This is a genomic window from Cyclobacterium sp. SYSU L10401, from assembly GCF_010993705.1.
Lineage (GTDB): Bacteria > Bacteroidota > Bacteroidia > Cytophagales > Cyclobacteriaceae > Cyclobacterium.
Map to the genome: position 1 here is coordinate 972,058 of NZ_WOFO01000001.1, position 18,649 is coordinate 990,706.

The window sequence follows — 18,649 nt, forward strand, 5'->3', positions numbered from 1 at the left end:
AATTTACTTCCTGAGAATCATTCAATTGGGTGTTTGGGTACAAAGATAATCCAAAAATATCAAAGATTCCAACTAATCAAGTTTAAGCTAAATAAACATGAATTCCAAACAAATAAGAAGCCATTTTATTGAATTTTTTCAATCTAAACAGCATCAGTTTGTTCCATCCTCCCCAATCGTAGTTAAGAATGACCCCACATTGATGTTTACCAATGCCGGTATGAATCAATTTAAGGATTTTTTCCTGGGAAACGAGACTCCGGATAATCTACGAGTTACTAACAGTCAAAAGTGCCTTAGGGTTTCGGGAAAACACAATGATTTGGAAGAAGTTGGGGTAGACACCTATCACCACACCATGTTTGAGATGCTAGGGAACTGGTCCTTTGGTGACTATTTCAAGAAAGAGGCGATACATTGGGCCTGGGAATTACTTACTGAAGTGTATCAGTTACCCACAGAGCGCATGTATGTAACCGTATTTGGAGGGGATTCCGAAGATGGATTGGATGAAGACAAGGAAGCCTATTCCATTTGGGAAACTTTGGTGGACAAGGAAAAGATTTTGTATGGTTCCAAAAAGGACAATTTTTGGGAGATGGGTGAAACCGGCCCCTGCGGACCTTGTTCCGAAATACACATCGATATGAGGGCGCAGGAAGAAATTGACAGGTTGCCAGGTAAAGAATTGGTGAATGCCGATCACCCGCAGGTGATTGAAATATGGAATTTGGTTTTTATCCAATTCAATAGATTTTCGGATAAGGGGTTAAAAGCATTGCCTGCCAGGCATGTGGATACCGGTATGGGTCTGGAACGGTTGGTAAGGGTGATCCAGGGGAAAACGTCCAATTATGACACCGATCTTTTTGCCCCCTTTATTAAAAAGATTGAAGCCCTTTCGGGATTTACCTATGGGCATTCAGAAAAGACAGACATTGCCTTTAGGGTGGTAGTGGATCATATCCGGGCGATATCCTTTACCATCGCAGACGGTCAGTTGCCTTCCAATAATAAAGCAGGCTATGTAATCAGGAGAATTCTTCGCAGGGCAGTAAGGTATGGCTACACGTTTTTGGAGCTAAAAACTCCTTTCCTGTATCAGTTGGTGCCGATCCTGGCCGAAAAATTCGGAGAATTTTTCCCTGAGGTAAAAGGGCAGGCGGATTTTATCGGTAAAGTAATTTATGAGGAAGAAATGGCTTTTCTCAGAACCCTGGATAAAGGATTGAAAAACCTGGAAAGTATACAGGAATCTCTGAAAGCCAGAAATGAGCAGGTGATTCCTGGTGATGTGGTGTTTGAACTATATGATACCTACGGCTTTCCACTTGACCTGACTTCCCTTATTGCCAGGGAGAATGGCCTTTTTGTAGATGAAAAGGGCTTTGAGGCTTCCATGAAGGTGCAAAAAGCACGCTCCCGATCGGCGGCAGCATTAGAAACAGGAGACTGGGTGACAGTAAATGAGGAGGACAGTTCCGTTTTTGTAGGATATGATGTGTTGAGTACCCAATCAAAAATCATAAAATACAGAAAAATAAAAGATAAAAAGGCAAGCAGCTTTCAATTGGTATTAAAGGAAACGCCCTTTTATGCAGAAAGTGGCGGGCAGGTAGGTGATACCGGCACCCTGTCCAATGGGAACGAAACGATTCGGGTGCTAGACACAAAAAAAGAAAATGACCTCACCATACACAGGGTAGATAAATTGCCGGAAATCACCACCGGCGAGTTTTTTTGCCAGGTAGATGCGAAAAAAAGAAAATGGATCAAAAACAATCATTCGGCCACCCATTTACTTCAGTCCGCCTTGAAGCAGGTTTTGGGTGAGCATGTGCAGCAGAAGGGATCGCTGGTCAATGAAAAATTACTCAGGTTTGACTTTTCCCATTTTGCCAAAATGACCGTGGAAGAGATGGACCAGGTCGCCTGCCTGGTCAATGAAAAAATCCGCGAAAATATTCCTTTAGATGAAAGGCGGAATGTACCGATAGCCGAAGCCAAAGCCATGGGGGCTACGGCCCTGTTTGGGGAAAAATACGGAGATCATGTACGGGTAATCACTTTTGACCCTTCCTTCTCTATTGAACTTTGTGGGGGGACACATGTGCAGGCAACGGGCGAAATCGGTTACTTTAAAATCGTCTCTGAAACATCTATCGCAGCCGGTGTACGCAGGATTGAGGCAGTAACTGGATATCATGCAGAAGAATACGTCAATCGCCACTTTCAATTGGTTCAGGATATTCAGGAAGTGTTGAAAAATCCTAAAGATTTGGTAAGTTCCATTGAGCATTTGATCGAGGAGCGTTCCACCTTACGGAAGGAAATAGAGGGCTTGCAATTAAAGGAGACCGAACAAATCAAGGAAAGCCTGAAAAATCAGGCAAAATCCTTGAACGGTTACCAATTGATCCTTGGTTTGATTAAATTGCCTCATGCAGAGTCACTGAAAAAATTGTCCTTTGAATTGAAAAACGAAATGGAAAGCCTGGTGGCTGTCTTGGCAGCAGATATTGGGGGAAAACCCCAGGTTGCGGTGGTGATCAGTGATTTGCTTGTAAAGGAAAGGGGATTAAATGCAGGGCAAATGGTTAAAGAGCTGGCTAAGGAAATAAAAGGAGGGGGCGGCGGCCAACCCTTTTTTGCTACAGCAGGAGGTAAGGATTCTTCCGGATTACCTGAGGTACTAATAAAAGCTGAGGCCATTCTTCAGCTGTCTACTAAATAATTTTGCAGCATCCAGATTTGGTTTTAGGGTAAATCTCTGCCAATTTTGGAACGATTAATGTAATGAGTAAAAGATGATTGAAGAGAAGTCTGTTTCCCAGGTGGAAGAAGCAACCAAAAAGAAATACGAGTTGGTTATTGGACTGGAAGTCCATGCACAATTGCTCACCAAAAGCAAAATGTATACTTCTGATTCCACTGCTTTTGGCAACATGCCGAACACCAATATTTCGGTGATTACACTGGGACATCCTGGTACCTTGCCAAAAGTCAACAAAAGGGCAGTAGAATATGCCATTAAAATGGGATTGGCCTGTAATTCTTCCATCACGAGGAGGAATGTTTTTGCCAGGAAAAATTATTTTTATCCAGATCTACCGAAAGGCTACCAGCTGACCCAGGATAAAAACCCCATTTGTGTGGGAGGGCATGTACCCATTGTACTGTCCAGCGGTGAAAAGAAAAACATTGCGCTTACACGTATTCACATGGAAGAAGATGCCGGTAAGTCAATCCACCTGGCAGGTGAAGTGGATACGCTGGTTGATTTTAACCGGGCAGGTGTCCCTTTGATTGAGATCGTTACCGAACCGGATATGCGGTCCTCAGAAGAAGCCTACAATGTACTGACAGAGATCAAGAAGATGGTCAAATACCTGGGTATTTGTGATGGCAACATGGAGGAGGGATCCCTTAGGTGTGATGCCAATGTTTCGGTCCGGCTATGGGGAGATGAGGTACTGGGCAAAAAAGTAGAGGTGAAAAACATGAATTCTTTCCGGAATGTAGCCAGAGCCATTGAGCACGAATACGAAAGGCAGGTTCATCTTTTGGAAAAGGGAAAGGAAATTGTGTCTGAGACCAGGACATTTGACGCCACTAGCGGAAATACAGGCAGTATGCGTACCAAGGAAGACCTGAATGACTACCGGTATTTTCCGGAACCGGATTTAAGCCCTGTAGTGATTTCAGAAGAGTGGCTGAACTCCATCAGAGAGGAAATGCCCATATTGCCAAGGGAGTTATTTGCGAAATTTGTAAACAATTACGGCTTGCCGGAATATGATGCGGGAGTTTTAACTGACCAGAAGGAAATCGCTTTGTGGTTTGAGACCTTGTGCCACCATACAGAAAACTATAAAAGTGCCTCCAATTGGTTGATGGGACCGGTTAAGTCCTATTTGAATGACCTCACCCTGGGAATTGAAGATTTCCCCATTGTGCCCAAGCAAATGGCTGCCTTGATAGCCCTGATTGATGCCGGAAAGGTAAGTTATACGGTGGCTTCGCAGAAAATTTATCCTCGAATGCTCCAACATCCCGAGCAATCTCCATTGGAAATTGCCCAGGAGATGAATTTGATTCAGGAGAGTGATGAAGGAACGATCAGGCCGGTTATCGAGGCGGTTTTGGCCGAAAATGAAGTAAAGGTTCAAGAGTATAAATCAGGAAAAAAAGGACTTATGGGAATGTTTATGGGAGAAGTAATGAAAAAATCAAAAGGTAAAGCTGATCCCAAGGTTGCCAGTAAAATTTTATCAGAATTATTGAATCAGTAAATATGAAAAGTTTAATGCGAGCAATACTGCCTATCGGGCTAGTTGTCCTATTGTTTATGTCCTGTGGAGAAGAAAAAGGCCAGGAGTTTGACGGTAAAATTACTGTTTCGGGGGAACTGGAAAGCGTGCCTGATGGGCAGTTGATCATTTCTGAATACAATGATGACAGGATCAGTGCACTGGATACACTGGTCATAGATAGTGATGGTGAATTCTCCTATGAGTTGACCTTGGAAAGTCCTAATTTTTACGAATTAGATCTTTTTGGTGAAAAGACCGTTCGCCTGGCACTTTATGATGAAGATGTTCAGGTTTTCTATAATTTTCAAACGGAAGAGCTGGAAATTTTGGGATCACAGGATAGTCAACTGATGTTGAAGATCGATGAACTAACTACCCAATACCAGGAGGAGGGCAATGCGCTGAACACCGAATTTTACGAAGCTATGGCAGACAAGGACCAGGAAAAGATACAGTCAATTCAGGAGCAGGCCATGGAATTGGAATTAAATCATGCAGAAAGGGTAAAAGGAGCCATAGCGGAAATGGAAGGAAGTTTTGCTGCCCTTGCAGGACTTGGAATGCTCAATCCAAGGACAGACTTCAATTACATGGACAGCGTCATTGTAGATTTGGGCGAAAAGTATCCGGATATGAAACTGATCAATTCCTGGAAACAGGAATTGGAAGAATTGCGGGCCTTATCCATTGGGCAACCTGCGCCGGAAATATCCTTGCCCAATCCGGAAGGAGAGACGGTTAGCTTGTCAGACCTGAGGGGGAAATATGTATTGGTGGATTTTTGGGCAGGATGGTGTAAACCCTGCAGAGATGAGAATCCCAATGTAGTGCGTTTGTATAATAAGTACAAAAATGAAGGGTTTGAAGTGTTTGGTGTTTCTTTAGACCGAACCAGAGAAATGTGGGTAAATGCCATTGAGGAAGATGGATTAGAATGGACCCAGGTATCTGATCTGAAGTATTTTAATTCTGAAGCTGCTGCCACCTATCAGATCAATGCCATACCTGCTACTTATATGATCGATCCTGAAGGAAATATCTTGGCGAAGGATTTACGTGGAAAATCTTTGGAACGAAAATTGGAAGAGTTGTTTGACTGAATACCCCACATAATCAATAAGGGATAAGATTTACGTTAAAGTAAATATTTTATCAAAATGTACCGTATATAGAAAACCATGTTTTAAATGTGTATTTGAGGAAATTTTTCCCTATAATTGGTCAAGTTTGCGATTAAAATTTCTGAGTTGAACCATTGAGAAAAAATGATATCATAAATAAAAAAAATCGTCACCCAAAAAATTTCTAAACTTAATAATTCCAACTACTCAAAAGCGTTAATTCAATATTTCCATTCTCCTATTGTAAAATCATAAGAAAGAGCAAATCACTAAAACCAAAGATAGCGTTCATTCCGATTTTACATAAAACTTAAAAACCATTCAATTCTTATGAAAAAAAGACACCTAAAATTCCCCTTGACAAGGTCGCTGACTGTAATGCTATTTGTGCTGTTAGCCCTGGGAGCATGTAAAAGCAAGAAAAAGGTTGTGGAGGCTGAGCCCGAACCTGCACCTGTAGAAGAGCCGGCACCAGAACCAGAGCCAGAACCAGAGCAGCCTTCTGCAGAAGAAGTGGCTGTCGGAAAATTGGAAAATTACTTCGATGCTGTGGCAAATGCTACAAATATTCAGAGCGCAAACAATACGATAAGAGAAGCATTGGGTATGTTTTCCAATCAGAATACCCCGGTATTGATTGTAATTCATGAAGAATCCGGCGTAAAGGATTATGATGAACCTACGACGATAGAACGTTATCTCAACTATTTAAAAGACACCCAAAAGAACCTGAATTTTATCAGTGATATCAGAATGGATGGGTCAGGTAAGGTTACCGAATTAGAACTAAGAAGAAGATAATTAATAAAAAAAAGAAAGTTAGCGATTATGAAAAAATATATTCCATCCCTTTTGATCTTTTTCCTGGCTACCACTATTTCGGTATTTGCGCAGGATGAAAGCATTAGCCCTCAAAGAAAGCAGGCCATTGATTCTCTCGCCTTGGAAAAGGTTAAAGATCTTAGTAAATATATCAGTATCATCGGAAGTAAAGAGACGCAGTTTTCTGAAGCCACCAGAGTAATGGATCGTGCAGAAGAACTTTTTGCTCCTGACGCTGAAATGGGAGTGTCTTCCATCAATACCAATGAGATCGCCTATTATAAAATCAGGAGGTATTTTGAAAGATTAATGGCCCTGAATTACGATCGGGTGAATATTAGTTGGTATGATATCCATTATATCAGTGATCTGGAAAGACAGCCAGATGGCAGGTATGTAGGAGTGATTACCATCTATCAAAGGTTTGAAGGGACTTCTCAGGAAGCCGGATTAAACTATAGAGATACCACGAAAAAAGACATTACCATTTACGTTGAAAAGAAACAGACCCAGATATCCGGAAGAACTATCGAGTTTTGGGATGTGTTGCTGGGAGACGTGAGAGTGACTGAAACATCAGCATGAGATTAATATTCATTATTTTAATTACCATAATTTTACCTATAATTTCCGTACCGGGGCAATCTTTTGATAGCTCCGGTCGGGTTATAGATGACGGCAGATTTGCTGCCGCCACCAAACAAGTCAACCAATTTTTCAGAAGATTTAATGCAGAAGAAAGTAAAGAAGGGGACGTAAGGTACATGCCTGGTGATGAAAATTACCGGGATAAGGCATTGAGAAAATCTTTCATCAATATACTTTTTGATAATGAAACTTCAGATGTGTCTAATGATCTGAAAAGGGAATTTATCAACCATGTTGTTTCTGATACCTATCCCCAATATTTAAATTTTCACGGCGGGGAATGGTTTGCCGAAGTCAATACCGTGTTTAACTACAACGGGAAAAGACAGGATGTGATCTTGTTTTTGAAACTACAACCCCAGGGGTTGGGCTATGAATGGGTCATTGAAAATGTTAATTTTCCCCCATTTGCTGCTGCATTTAACAAACCTGAGGGGCAGGACAAAAAATTCCTTCATCCTCTCAGTCATGAATTGGGTTTTATGAACCTAAAAAAGGCCATGCTGGATAATCCCAAACCGGAATCTTACACTCCGGATGGATACCAACCTGATTTTCTTACCATTTTTCTATATGAAATCAAGAACAACAGGATGAAATTCGAAACCGTAAAAGATACAAAATTTCATTTTTTCCAAATTGATAAGTGGTATTTTGAACTTACTCAATTCAATCGTCCGGGATTTAATACAGGTTGGTTAATTGCCAATTTATTGAAACTTGAAGAGGGCGATAAAGAAATTATATTGAATTACATCTATGACAGCAATTAAAATAAATATTTCACTGCTACTGTTTTTTTTTGGTGGTATGGCCCTGGTACTGGCACAGGACCTGGGGGAATATAGCAAACAGGAAATAAAAAATTTCAGCCAGCAAGCCGAAGACCAGGTCAGGTTTTTGCAGTACTTTCTTAATACCGTAGGAAGTGATGAAACCTCTGCCAGAGACAAAGATGTGATCATCAGGGAGAGTTATAAAAAAATCTTCAGGGATGAAAATGTACAGATTGAAGATGATCTTCTGACGGACAGAAAAGTAATCACCAATAAGAATGTGGTGGCTTACTTGAAAGACATCGAGTTTTTCTTCAAAGATGTCGCCTTTGAATTCAAGGTCAAGGAAGTAAAGGCCAAGTTGAATGACAATGACGAATTGTTTTTTGAAATATCCCTGGACCGGACCTTAACCGGTATGGGATTGGACAATGAAAGCATTGAAAACACTAAGTCCCGCTACATTGAAATTAATTTGGATCGGGATTCAAATGAGCTAAAAATAGCCAGTATTTATACCACCAAACTGAGCAGAGATGAAGAGTTGCTGGAATGGTGGTCTACCCTTTCTTTGGAATGGGAGAATCTCCTAAAAGAGCGATTCGAGATAGAGGAGGACTCTGTAGGTCTGGACATGTTGTATAAAATTTCGGGACTCGACACCCTGGACCTCTCCGGAAACCGGCTATTAGTAGATATTTCGCCCATACAGGTATTCAGAGACCTGAAATACCTGGACATCAGTAATACCCAAATCCAAGAATTAGGCCCTGTCAGTAACGTGACATTTTTATCTTACCTGGATATATCCAATACCCCCACTACTGATATTCAATTCATTAAATATTCTGACAAACTCAGTTATCTGGATATCTCAGGGACTGAAGTAAGCAATATAGAGGAGCTTTCCAGCTTGAAAAGTCTGCAAACTTTTAAAGCTTCAAAAACACCTTTAATGGGTTTCGGCGTAATGGAAAATTTTATTGAGCTGGAGGAATTAGACCTTGAAGAGAGTGGATTCAACAATATTGAGAACATAAAAAACCTCGTTAATCTTAAATTGCTCAACCTGAAAGGTAATTATTTGATCAATTTTGGATTTTTATCTGAACTCAAGGGCCTGGAAGAGATAAACCTGGAAGCTACCAACATACTGGATCTTTCACCATTAGCCGCCTTACCAAATCTTTGGAGAGTCAATATCAATGGTACGGAGGTAAGTCAACTGGATCCTTTAAGTGGTTCAAAATCAGTCAGGAGAATCTATGCAGACCGTACCAGCATTTCTGAAAATGCTGCTGATACATTTGCGCGGGTCAACCGGAGGATTTTGCTCATTCATAATGTAGAGAACCTGCAGACCTGGTGGGAAACCCTTCCCAATGGATGGAACCAGGTTTTTATTGAGCAATTTCCTCGTTTGGGCCAGGGACAACCAACCATTGAAGAGCTCTCTGAGCTGGTTAATATCGATTCCCTGAAGCTGGATGATAGCAAGGTAGTGAACCTCAGACCAGCCTTGAAGTTTAGAAATGCTGTGTTTATTTCTTTTGAGAACACCATGGTTGAAGACCTGTCTCCTCTCGCAGAGATAAAAAATTTAACCCATATTCATGGAGATAGAACCGGCGTGACCAATCTCAGGGCCTTGCAGGAATTGAAGGGTCTTAAAAAAGTGTCTTTTGTGAATACCAAGATAAGTTCGATAGACCCATTGAAGCCTTTGCGATCCCTTGAGCTGATTTATCTGGACAATACCGAAGTGCCGGATTGGGAGATTTTTGAGCTGGCAAGAGTGCTCCCGGAAGCCAACATTATTTTCAGGACAGAAGCCTTAACAGATTGGTGGGAAGCCTTGGACAACGAATGGAAGGATCTGTTTCAATCCTATTTTGATTTATCAGAAGACCCGGATAAAGAAGCACTACACAAAATGACTGCCAGTCCGGAATTTTCCATTGATGGTGCGAATATTTATGACCTGGAACCTTTGCTTTTATTTTTTAATTTGAAGGATCTGAGTGTTAAAAATGTGCCATTGCAGGATCCTTCTGCGCTGTCAAGGTTGGAAATGCTCGAGAAGCTGCAGGTAGTAGAAACCCCCTTCACTGATCTCAGCGTCTTGCAACCCCTTTCCTTTTTGGAGGAGCTGGATGTTTCCAACACCTCTGTAGAAGACTTAAGTCCTTTGAATAGTCTGGGTAGGTTAAAGCAACTAAACCTGTCCGGAACGAACATCAGGAACCTCAAGGGGATCGAAATGCTTTATGATTTACGCTTTCTGGATATTGCCAGCACAAATGTGAGAAACCTGAAACCCATCAGCCACATGATTAATCTGGAAAACCTGATTTGTTACAATACGCGTATAAGCAGCAGGAACATAGAAAAATTCCGGGAAGACTTGCCAGATTGCGATGTAAGGTACTATTAGGTTTTGATATATAGTTTATAAAAAAAAGCCCGAAAGGGCTTTTTTTTAATCTTCTTTGATGAAAGAACTTAACATCCAGTGGTGCAATTCCAGGCTCTTAATAAAGGCGATCAACATGTCCTCTGTAGCTGTATCTCCTAAATCTGCCACTTTTACTGCACATTCATTCATGTTGTCTACCAGTATCTGAAAATCTCTCAGGACTTCCTCTACCATTTCCTTAGAACTTAAATCAGTCCCCACCTCTTCAATGTCTGCATGTTGAAGGTATTCTTTCATCAGACTATACGGTGTCATTCCAAAGACCCTGATCCTTTCCGCAATCAGGTCAATGTTGGAAAAAGACTCATCGTACAACTCCTCAAATTTATCGTGCAAATCGAAAAAATCACTTCCCGTTACATTCCAGTGAAAGTTTCTCAGTTTCTGGTAATGCACATGGTAGTTGGCCAATAGTTTATTTAAAGAACCAACAATTTTTTCTGATTCATCCTTATTATATCCAAGTTTTTTGAAAACCCTTTTTTCTGCTGTAATACTCATAATAGTCAATTATTTTAATAGTTTATTAATAAAATTGCTACTATCAAACGAGCACAAATTATGCCAAATTATGACTTTCAATACGGAAGGATCTCCAAGTTGTTGTAATTTTATTTCGTTTTAATGAATAAATGAGCCCTAATCAGAATTTTCATCTGATAAAACTTGATAATAATCAACGATGTAGTACCTGGTTTAGGCTCATTCTCAGGATTTCGCCCATATTGCGGCATTTCAAAAAATTGGGGTTGTCATAATGTCTTGCCAGCTCTTGTTTGAGGGTGTTGGTATTGGCTTCTGTGGAGATGATATCCCTTTCCATGCTGTTTAGAATATCGGCTATTTCTTTTGGTGAACTTTTTAGTCGGGTGGCAATCAAAGCCCTTTCCTCTTTCTGGTACTGGGCCATGGACTCAGGAGTGATGTGTCTGATTCCCAACTGAATCAAAGCATTGTTTTGTTTAAAATATTGGGGTAAGTAAATGGATTTTTTTCCTTCGTAGGATTGTTGGTCAAAGTCAATAGACCTTATCCTGTAATGGGTTTCCTCGAAATCCGGCGTGACATCTATGACAAAATTGGAGGAATGCATGTCTCCCAATAAACGCACAAAGCACCTTTCGTTGAATTTAACAAATTCCTTGGATAGCCTTATGGGATTCAGTAGTGGGTCATGGATCTGTTGCTTCATAAACTGCTCACCGGGGATCCCGGCGATGTGTTCTTCAATCAGGGAATCCCTGTAGACCAGGTAGCCTATCCTGTTGGGGGATAGCAGGTGCTCCAGTTCCAAACCGTATACCCGGGAGGCATCGGCATTTTTGATATAGAAGTAGTCAAAGTTATCGTTGATGCGATTGACAATCCTCACCCTGAAAGGCTGGGTATTGCCATAGGTACAAAGGTCTATCCTGTCCACATAGAGGTGTTGCATCACACTCATATCCCCGTCTGCTTTCAGAAGGGCATAGATTTTTTTAACCTTAAAATGGATCTCATTCCTATCAGACTCATCATAAAAAACAGTCTCCCAAAGGGTATCATTTCCTTTAAAGTCATACAGGGCGATGGAATTGCTATACCTTAGCAGCTCTTTGTAATGGATGGGAATATCCACCTCACGCCCATATTTGATCAGGTAATGCCTGAGATTTTCACTGATGGGGTATACAATCTTCTTTTTACTGATGACTGCCATGCGCTGTTGTTAATTTCGATCTTCTATCATGGCTTCCTGTTTTCTTAGCTTTCTATCAAACAGAAAGGGACCAAAAGGGAGCACGGAAGCGATTAAGGCAAACAAAGCATTCTGAAATGACCAGCGCAACTTTCGGGAAGTGGGAAATAAGACCAGAATATACAGGATAAAAAGGATCCCGTGGATCCAGCCTACATAAGTGACCATGTCAGGTAATTCAAATATCCATTTTAAAGGCATGGCGATAAATACCAGAACCAGCATGGAAATACCCTCTGTGATGCTGATGATTCTGAATCGCTTTAATATGGCTAATCTTTCTTCGTTTGTCATGTTATTGTTTTTTAATGTTGAAAAATACCTGCAGCGTGTTCCACAGTTTTCTTTTTAAACCCTCATTCTTTTCCAATTCTTCCAGCTCATCTGCAAAGAAATAGTCAAATGGCTCCTGTGAAATATGGTAGTTATTTTTTTTCATTTTCATCAGCGGGTGGTGTAAGGTCCCAAAAAGGATCATTTTATTGGGGTCAAGCTGTATTAAAGGGTCTTCGTTAGAATCCTTTAGTGATTTTTCAGACACCAATGCAATGTCTTTCAGTGAGAGGTTTACAGCCCTGAATACCTTAAATAGGAACTCTCTGGAACTTTCCTGAAGCTGGTCACCCTGATAGATTACCAGTATCGATTTTTGGAAGGCTCCTTCAAATTGTATGGGCTCAGGGTCCTGCTCCTCCGTGCCTGCTTCTTCAATTTGTGGTTCTTCTACTACATTAGATGTTTCGGCTGCCAATTCCATTCTGGTTGCCAATTGGTCAGCAGCCATTTTTTCATGGATTTCATTCTTGATGACATATAGGTCTTCAGTAAGGAAAAGGGATAATTCTTTGCTATTCATTTCAAATCAGCTATGGGTCTTTAAATTACAAAAATTATTGTTTCTTGCTGACCCCGTCCAGGTCAAACAGGGATTTTAATTCCGTCGCATCCTGAGGGTCCATGCGATTGGCCAGAATCAGTCTCAGCTGTCTCCTCCTTAGCGCTCCTGCATACAATTCTTCCTCTTTTTTACCATTCGGGACCAATTCCGGGACTTTTATGGGCATACCTTGCTGGTCCACCGCCACAAAAGTAAAAAATGCCTTGTGAGAAGCATATTTTTTATTGGCCGGAATGTCTTCCGCAAACACCTCTATATACACCTCCATAGAGGTGGAAAAAGCCCGGGTAACCTGTGATCTGAGGGTGACGACATTTCCCAGGGCTATGGGGTTTTTAAAAGAGATATTGTCTACTGATGCGGTTACGACTATGGAATTGGAATGGCGCTGAGCAGCTATGGCGGCTACCACATCCATCCAATGCATCAATTTTCCACCCATCAAATTATTTAGTGTATTGGTGTCATTCGGAAGGACCATTTCGGTCATGATTACCTCTGATTCCTTCACCAGTTTTTTGTTCATTTCCATAAAAACACCGTTTTATTGCCAGCCCTCTTCGCCCAGAAGGGGCACAAATGCAAAATTGTCAAAATTTTCTTTCAGGATTTTTTTATCTGTTTGTTTGGTTAAACGCAGCATTTGCTGCGTATTTCTATCTCCTACCGGGATGACCATCATTCCGCCAATTGCCAGCTGCTTTAATAGGGTTTTGGGTACGGTAGGTGCTCCTGCAGTTACAATGATTTTATCGAATGGAGCCTGATCCGGTAGCCCCTTGCTTCCATCCCCGCAGTAATGGTTTACATGTACGCCGATTTTTGGAAGAAATTTCCGGGTTCTGTTGTACAACACCTCATTGAACTCAATGGTGTGTACTTTTGCTCCCATACAGTACAAAATACCTGCCTGATATCCGGAGCCAGTGCCGATTTCCAGAATTTTATCTCCTGGTTTTACTTTTAAAAGCATGGTTTGGAAAGCTACTGTATAGGGCTGTGAAATGGTTTGCCCTTCACCAATTGGAAAGGCTTTGTCCTGGTAAGCATGACTTAGCAAAGCCGAGTCAAAGAAAAAATGGCGTGGGAAGTTGTTGATGGCTTCTAAAACCGCCTCATCTTTGATCCCCTTTTGACGTAGGGTATTGGTGAGTGTCCTCCTTTGTCCTTTGTGTAAATAGCTGTCTTCCAGTCTCAACATGGTTCTTGATCTTATCTTATACCGATTGAATAGCTAAGTTAATGCTAAAAATGGCTTACTTTGTCATTCAAACAAGATTATCTCTTTCAGCGTTTACCTACTGTTTCTCTTAAAGAATAGAAATATGTTCACAGGAATTGTCGAATCCATCGGAAAGGTCATACAGGTAGAACGAGATGGTACCAATAGGCATTTTGATATACAAAGTTCCCTGGCAGGGGAATTGAAAATAGACCAATCGGTAAGTCACAATGGGGTTTGTCTGACAGTGGTGGCTGTGGATAAGGATGTTTATCGTGTCACGGCCATTGAAGAAACCCTGCAAAAGACCAATTTAGGAGTTTTGGAAAAAGGGCACGCCCTCAATTTGGAAAGGTGCATGCCTGCCAATGGCAGATTTGATGGGCACATTGTTCAGGGACATGTGGATCAGACGGGTACCTTACTGGACATCAGTAATAAAGATGGGAGCTGGATATTCGATTTTGCCTATGATAGCCATGCAGGCAACATTACCGTAGAAAAAGGTTCCATTTGTGTCAATGGTACCAGCCTTACCTGTTTCAATTCCAGGGAAGGTGGTTTTAGTGTGGCCATCATCCCCTATACCTATGAGCACACCAATTTTCACCTACTCAGGCCAGGTGACGCTGTAAACCTGGAATTTGATATTATCGGAAAATACATTCAAAGGCTGCTTAAAGGATACCAATAGTTTGGCTTTCAAATTTTCTTTTCCAGATGTTCCGGAAGAGGCAGACCACCATCCAAACCAATAGGGCCAGAATGATCCCAAGCAAAGCACCTGCTAAGATGTCCATTGGGTAGTGTACGCCCAGGTATATCCTGGTGTAGGAGACTATGGCTGCCCACAAAAATAACCAGCCAAAAGATTTGATCCGATCTTGCCCCACTTTCCATAGGTAGGTGGCCAGGGCAAAGGTGTTGGCAGCATGGGAGGAAGCGAATCCATACCTGCCTCCACAACCGGAATAGTTCCAAATAACCTCCTCCCACCTGGAATCATGGCAAGGGCGGAGCCTTTCAAAAAATGGTTTCATGATGCTCGAAGTCAACTGGTCTGCCAGGACGATTACAAGTACCAGCCCAAGAATGTACCATATGCTATCTTTTTTGTAGGTTTTAATAATCAGATACAACAAATACAAATACAAGGGTATCCAGATGAATCTCCCTGTCAGGGCCAACATGATGGGGTCCAACCAGGACAGGTGTAGTTGGTTGAGGAAGAGAAACAAAGCCTCATCCCAATCTTTAATCTGTTCAATCATTTCGCTGCGTTTATCCAGTCCACGCCTTTCTTGAGCCGGTCAAGGGTAAGGGCCTCTGCTGATCCGGGTTCTGGGGTTTGATTATATTCCCAGCGTGCCAGGGGGGGCATACTCATGAGGATGCTTTCTGTCCTGCCATTGGTGTCTAATCCAAACTTGGTGCCTGCATCCCAGACCAGGTTAAACTCTACATACCGGCCCCTTCTCAAGGCCTGCCATTGAAGCTCTTTTTCCCCATAGGTTTTGGCCGAATGTTTGTTCATGAAATACCGGTAAATTTTCGGAAACAGGTAGCCCACCTCTTCTACAAAGGAAAGCAATTTTGGGAAGGGCATATCCGCATCTGCCATCAGCCTGTCAAAGAAAATGCCACCAACACCTCGGGTTTCTTCCCGGTGGGGAATATAGAAATAGTCATCTGCCCATGTCTTGAACCTGGGGTAATAGTCTGGATGGTAGCTGTCGCAAAGGTCCTTAAGCTGCCGGTGAAAATACTGCGCATCAACATTGTCTATATAATGAGGACTAAGGTCTATGCCCCCTCCAAACCAATAGGTGCCATTACTCATTTCAAAATAGCGGATATTCATGTGAATGATGGGGACCAGTGGACTGATGGGGTGAATCACTATGGATACACCTGTAGCAAAAAAATCTGCTTTTTCCAGCTTAAGTTTTTTTAGGATTTTTTTTGGAGTAGGACCATGGACAGCACTGAAAGCAACCCCACCCTTGGCGATGATGTTTCCGTTTTTCATCACCCGGGTAGTCCCTCCGCCTCCCTGTGCTCGCTGCCATTCATCAGATATAAACCTTCCCTGTCCATCTTCATCTTCCAGCTCTCCACAGATATGGTCCTGAATGGTTTTGAATTTTTCTTTGATAACTTCTTTGTTGATTTTCTCCATTCCTGATTTCTATCGATAAAATTAGAAGGGATAGCCGATCCCAATATTGAATACTTGCTGACCTTTTTCCCCAAAGGGTTGTTTGAAGGAGATGTTATCCAAAATAAAACGCTCCTTCTCGGGTCTGGCAGGATCATAAGCTTTTATACCCATGTCCAGGCGCAGCACAAGGAAATCAAAATCCATCCGGAGACCCAATCCGGTTCCAATGGCCAATTCTTTATAGAATCGATTTACCTTAAAATCGGTTCCTTCCCGGGAAGGATCCACTGCAAATGTCCAGGTATTGCCGGCATCTATAAAGAAGGCACCATCAAAATAGCCAAATAATTTTCTTCTGAATTCAAACATGGCTTCGAAAAGAATTTCTCCTGGCTGTTCAAACCGGTAGTCAAAAGTTCCATCCTCGCGGGTTTCGGGAGTAAAACTTCCTGGTCCCAACCTTCGGGGTTGCCAGGCCCGGATACTGGTACTTCCTCCTGCAAAAAAATATTTTTCATAGGGTAGTACTCCTCCGCTGATCCCATAGGGTTTGGCCAGGCCCAGGTTGAGCCTGTAAGCAAAAGTGCTGTTATTGGTCAAGGGGATATACCTTCTGAAGTCCGATTGGAATTTTAAAAATTGGAAATAATTCAAATTCCGGTCCGCCAGCCTTTCCGGATCGACAAAGTTGAAGGTAGTACCGCCGCTTTCTACAAACAAACGCCATAGGGAAGCCTGATTTCTCCGGTACAGGCCATACTGGTTAAAATTGATGATGACCTGACCTGATATGCTACTGACGTAGGATGGAAGAAAGGAATTGATCAGGTTATTACCCTGGGCTTGCAGCTCTTCCAGCCTGGACCGAAAAAGAGAATCCAGGTTGGATCGGATAAGGTTGGCATCCAGTAAGTTTACCGAAAACTGGTGCTTCAGGTTTCTGGTGGCCCATGTATAGGCCAGGATGGTGTTCAAGGCATCCCGGACATATTCCGGCCGATTGACATAGCTGTATCCGAGCAGGGTTCTGGTCCTGGGATTGTAGCGACCAAATTTTTCCAGTGTACCAAAATTAAAAGGGACCAGAAACTGGGGATAAATAATGGAAGCAGAGGTGGACAGCTCCCGGCTTCTGTAGACACCTCCTTCGGTAGTGGCTGAGGCCACTCCTTCCAGTCCAGCCCTGAAATTAAACTCAAAGATTTCCAATCCACGGAAAAGGTTTCTGTTTCGCAGGGAATGACTGAAAAAAGGACCGGGAAGTTGCTCTGTTACACTCGCACCAAGTTGATTGGTGATTTGGAATTTTTGATTGGGTCGGGTAAAAATCTTCGTCCGGATGCGATTATCCAACGTGTCAAAAGAAATGTTTACAAACCTGAAAACATCCAGATTGGCCAATTGGCGCTGTGTTTCGATGACTGCATTTTTACTGTAAACATCCCCTTTTTTCTGGAATATACGTGATCGGATAATTTTTTCTGCATACCGGTCCTGGTACATGATGAATTGTACATTGTCCCATTCAGAGTGAATTTTTTCATCCGGAATGATGTCATTTGGGCTGGCTATGGTGAAGATGATGGAATCAATGGTGTAGAGGCGGTGGTTCTCACCCTGACCTGGTTTTCTGATGAGTTGTTCAATGACCACTTTTTTATCCAGGGTGTCTTTAAACACATTGTATTCAATAAAAGATTTTGAAAAGGTATAATATCCATTGTCTTTCATTAGGTCTTCTACCCGCTGCCTTTCTTTGGTCAGGTTTGTCTGGGCATATTTTTCACCTTCCCTTAGCAGACTGAAGCGCTGGTGTTTCTCGAGTAATTGATAAATAGACGGATCATCTGATTTGGTAAATATACTATCGATCCTGTAGCCTGCATTTTCTTCAATCAGGTAGCTCACTTCGGCCTTTTTCCCGGTAATATCAATTTGCGTTTTTACTTTCGCATCAAAAAATCCATTGTTTTGGAGGTAGACATTTATTTGCTGCCTGGAGGAGGCTACTTTTGCGCTGTCCAGTATCACTTTGGCATTGCCTGTCCGCATAAACCAGTTGCCATAGTCCAGTTTCCGCTCCAGGTTACTGATGCTGCTTTCCAGTTTCCGATATCGTTTTTCTACTTTCCTGGAGGAATTCCCTTCATTGATAAGCTGTGATAGTTCCCTGGCTTCCACCTGGGTTTGTTCTAACCTGGAGCTTAGCTTAGAGCTGTCATAAAAGGCAGTACCCAAATGATAGACCATTACCCCCGGAGAGAGATTGAGTACAGGTATCCTGGTATTGGGCTTTTGTTGGATCAGGCTTCTGATGGCATCTGCATCACTTTTTTCAATACCCTCCGTTTGGACATCATACAGCAGCAGCTCATTTTGTTTTAGCCCCCTTGTCAACGAACAGCTCCACAACAACAGGATCAAAAAAAGAAAGTTTATATATTTGATTTTCCTCACTTCAACACTCATGGCTA

The 18,649-nt window shown here is 42.0% G+C and carries 17 protein-coding genes; 8 read left to right on the plus strand and 9 right to left on the minus strand.

The genetic code is table 11. The annotated features are described in order from the left end of the window. Window positions 1–97: 97 nt before the first annotated feature. From alaS to GL182_RS04105, 7 genes are all read left to right on the plus strand, one after another. Window positions 98–2,734: an alanine--tRNA ligase gene (gene alaS, locus GL182_RS04075; RefSeq protein ID WP_163378267.1), complete on the plus strand. Its 2,637-nt coding sequence runs from the start codon at window positions 98–100 to the stop codon at window positions 2,732–2,734. Between the two features lie 73 nt (window positions 2,735–2,807). After that, entirely contained in the window at window positions 2,808–4,292 is a 1,485-nt protein-coding gene (gatB, locus tag GL182_RS04080) for an Asp-tRNA(Asn)/Glu-tRNA(Gln) amidotransferase subunit GatB (protein WP_163378268.1), read from the plus strand. 14 nt (window positions 4,293–4,306) lie between these two features. Next, a complete protein-coding gene (locus tag GL182_RS04085; protein ID WP_240469566.1) occupies window positions 4,307–5,413 on the plus strand; it encodes a TlpA disulfide reductase family protein in 1,107 nt (368 codons plus the stop codon). A 351-nt stretch (window positions 5,414–5,764) separates the two neighbouring features. After that, complete coding sequence (locus tag GL182_RS04090) at window positions 5,765–6,235, plus strand: nucleoid-structuring protein H-NS (protein ID WP_163378270.1); 471 nt, start codon at window positions 5,765–5,767, stop codon at window positions 6,233–6,235. Window positions 6,236–6,262: 27 nt separating this feature from the next. Beyond that, a complete protein-coding gene (locus GL182_RS04095; RefSeq protein WP_163378271.1) occupies window positions 6,263–6,841 on the plus strand; it encodes a hypothetical protein in 579 nt (192 codons plus the stop codon). Then, complete coding sequence (locus tag GL182_RS04100; RefSeq protein WP_163378272.1) at window positions 6,838–7,677, plus strand: hypothetical protein; 840 nt, start codon at window positions 6,838–6,840, stop codon at window positions 7,675–7,677. Before GL182_RS04095 ends, GL182_RS04100 begins: the two co-directional genes overlap by 4 nt. Then, a complete protein-coding gene (locus GL182_RS04105; RefSeq protein WP_163378273.1) occupies window positions 7,664–10,114 on the plus strand; it encodes a leucine-rich repeat domain-containing protein in 2,451 nt (816 codons plus the stop codon). The genes GL182_RS04100 and GL182_RS04105 overlap by 14 nt, the downstream gene beginning before the upstream one ends. Window positions 10,115–10,159: 45 nt before the next feature. On the opposite strand, the gene GL182_RS04110 is transcribed toward GL182_RS04105, so the two are convergent. From GL182_RS04110 to GL182_RS04135, 6 genes are all read right to left on the minus strand, one after another. Next, window positions 10,160–10,657, minus strand: a complete 498-nt coding sequence (locus GL182_RS04110) for a Dps family protein (protein ID WP_163378274.1) — start codon at window positions 10,655–10,657, stop codon at window positions 10,160–10,162. A gap of 175 nt (window positions 10,658–10,832) precedes the next feature. Next, on the minus strand, window positions 10,833–11,855 hold the full coding sequence (locus GL182_RS04115; RefSeq protein WP_163378275.1) for a hypothetical protein: 1,023 nt from the start codon (window positions 11,853–11,855) through the stop codon (window positions 10,833–10,835). 9 nt (window positions 11,856–11,864) lie between these two features. Further along, on the minus strand, window positions 11,865–12,188 hold the full coding sequence (locus GL182_RS04120) for a DUF3817 domain-containing protein (protein WP_163378276.1): 324 nt from the start codon (window positions 12,186–12,188) through the stop codon (window positions 11,865–11,867). Between the two features lies 1 nt (window position 12,189). Continuing rightward, a complete protein-coding gene (locus GL182_RS04125) occupies window positions 12,190–12,750 on the minus strand; it encodes a hypothetical protein (RefSeq protein WP_163378277.1) in 561 nt (186 codons plus the stop codon). A gap of 34 nt (window positions 12,751–12,784) precedes the next feature. Further along, a complete protein-coding gene (locus GL182_RS04130) occupies window positions 12,785–13,324 on the minus strand; it encodes an acyl-CoA thioesterase (RefSeq protein ID WP_163378278.1) in 540 nt (179 codons plus the stop codon). Window positions 13,325–13,336: 12 nt separating this feature from the next. Beyond that, window positions 13,337–13,993 (minus strand): protein-L-isoaspartate(D-aspartate) O-methyltransferase, encoded by a 657-nt coding sequence (locus GL182_RS04135; protein WP_163378279.1) that lies wholly within the window; start codon window positions 13,991–13,993, stop codon window positions 13,337–13,339. Between the two features lie 124 nt (window positions 13,994–14,117). Between GL182_RS04135 and GL182_RS04140 the strand changes: the two genes are divergently transcribed. After that, entirely contained in the window at window positions 14,118–14,708 is a 591-nt protein-coding gene (locus GL182_RS04140) for a riboflavin synthase (RefSeq protein WP_163378280.1), read from the plus strand. On the opposite strand, the gene GL182_RS04145 is transcribed toward GL182_RS04140, so the two are convergent. The 3 genes from GL182_RS04145 to GL182_RS04155 are packed head-to-tail and all read right to left on the minus strand — an operon-like array spanning window position 14,692 to window position 18,644. Further along, window positions 14,692–15,285, minus strand: coding sequence for a phosphatase PAP2 family protein (locus tag GL182_RS04145; protein ID WP_163378281.1), 594 nt, complete (start codon window positions 15,283–15,285; stop codon window positions 14,692–14,694). The genes GL182_RS04140 and GL182_RS04145 overlap by 17 nt on opposite strands. Continuing rightward, a complete protein-coding gene (hemF, locus tag GL182_RS04150; protein ID WP_163378282.1) occupies window positions 15,282–16,193 on the minus strand; it encodes an oxygen-dependent coproporphyrinogen oxidase in 912 nt (303 codons plus the stop codon). The genes GL182_RS04145 and hemF overlap by 4 nt, the downstream gene beginning before the upstream one ends. 21 nt (window positions 16,194–16,214) lie before the next feature. After that, the gene (locus GL182_RS04155; RefSeq protein ID WP_163378283.1) at window positions 16,215–18,644 is read right to left on the minus strand and encodes a BamA/TamA family outer membrane protein; all 2,430 of its coding nucleotides are present in this window, start codon (window positions 18,642–18,644) and stop codon (window positions 16,215–16,217) included. Between the last annotated feature and the right edge of the window lie 5 nt (window positions 18,645–18,649).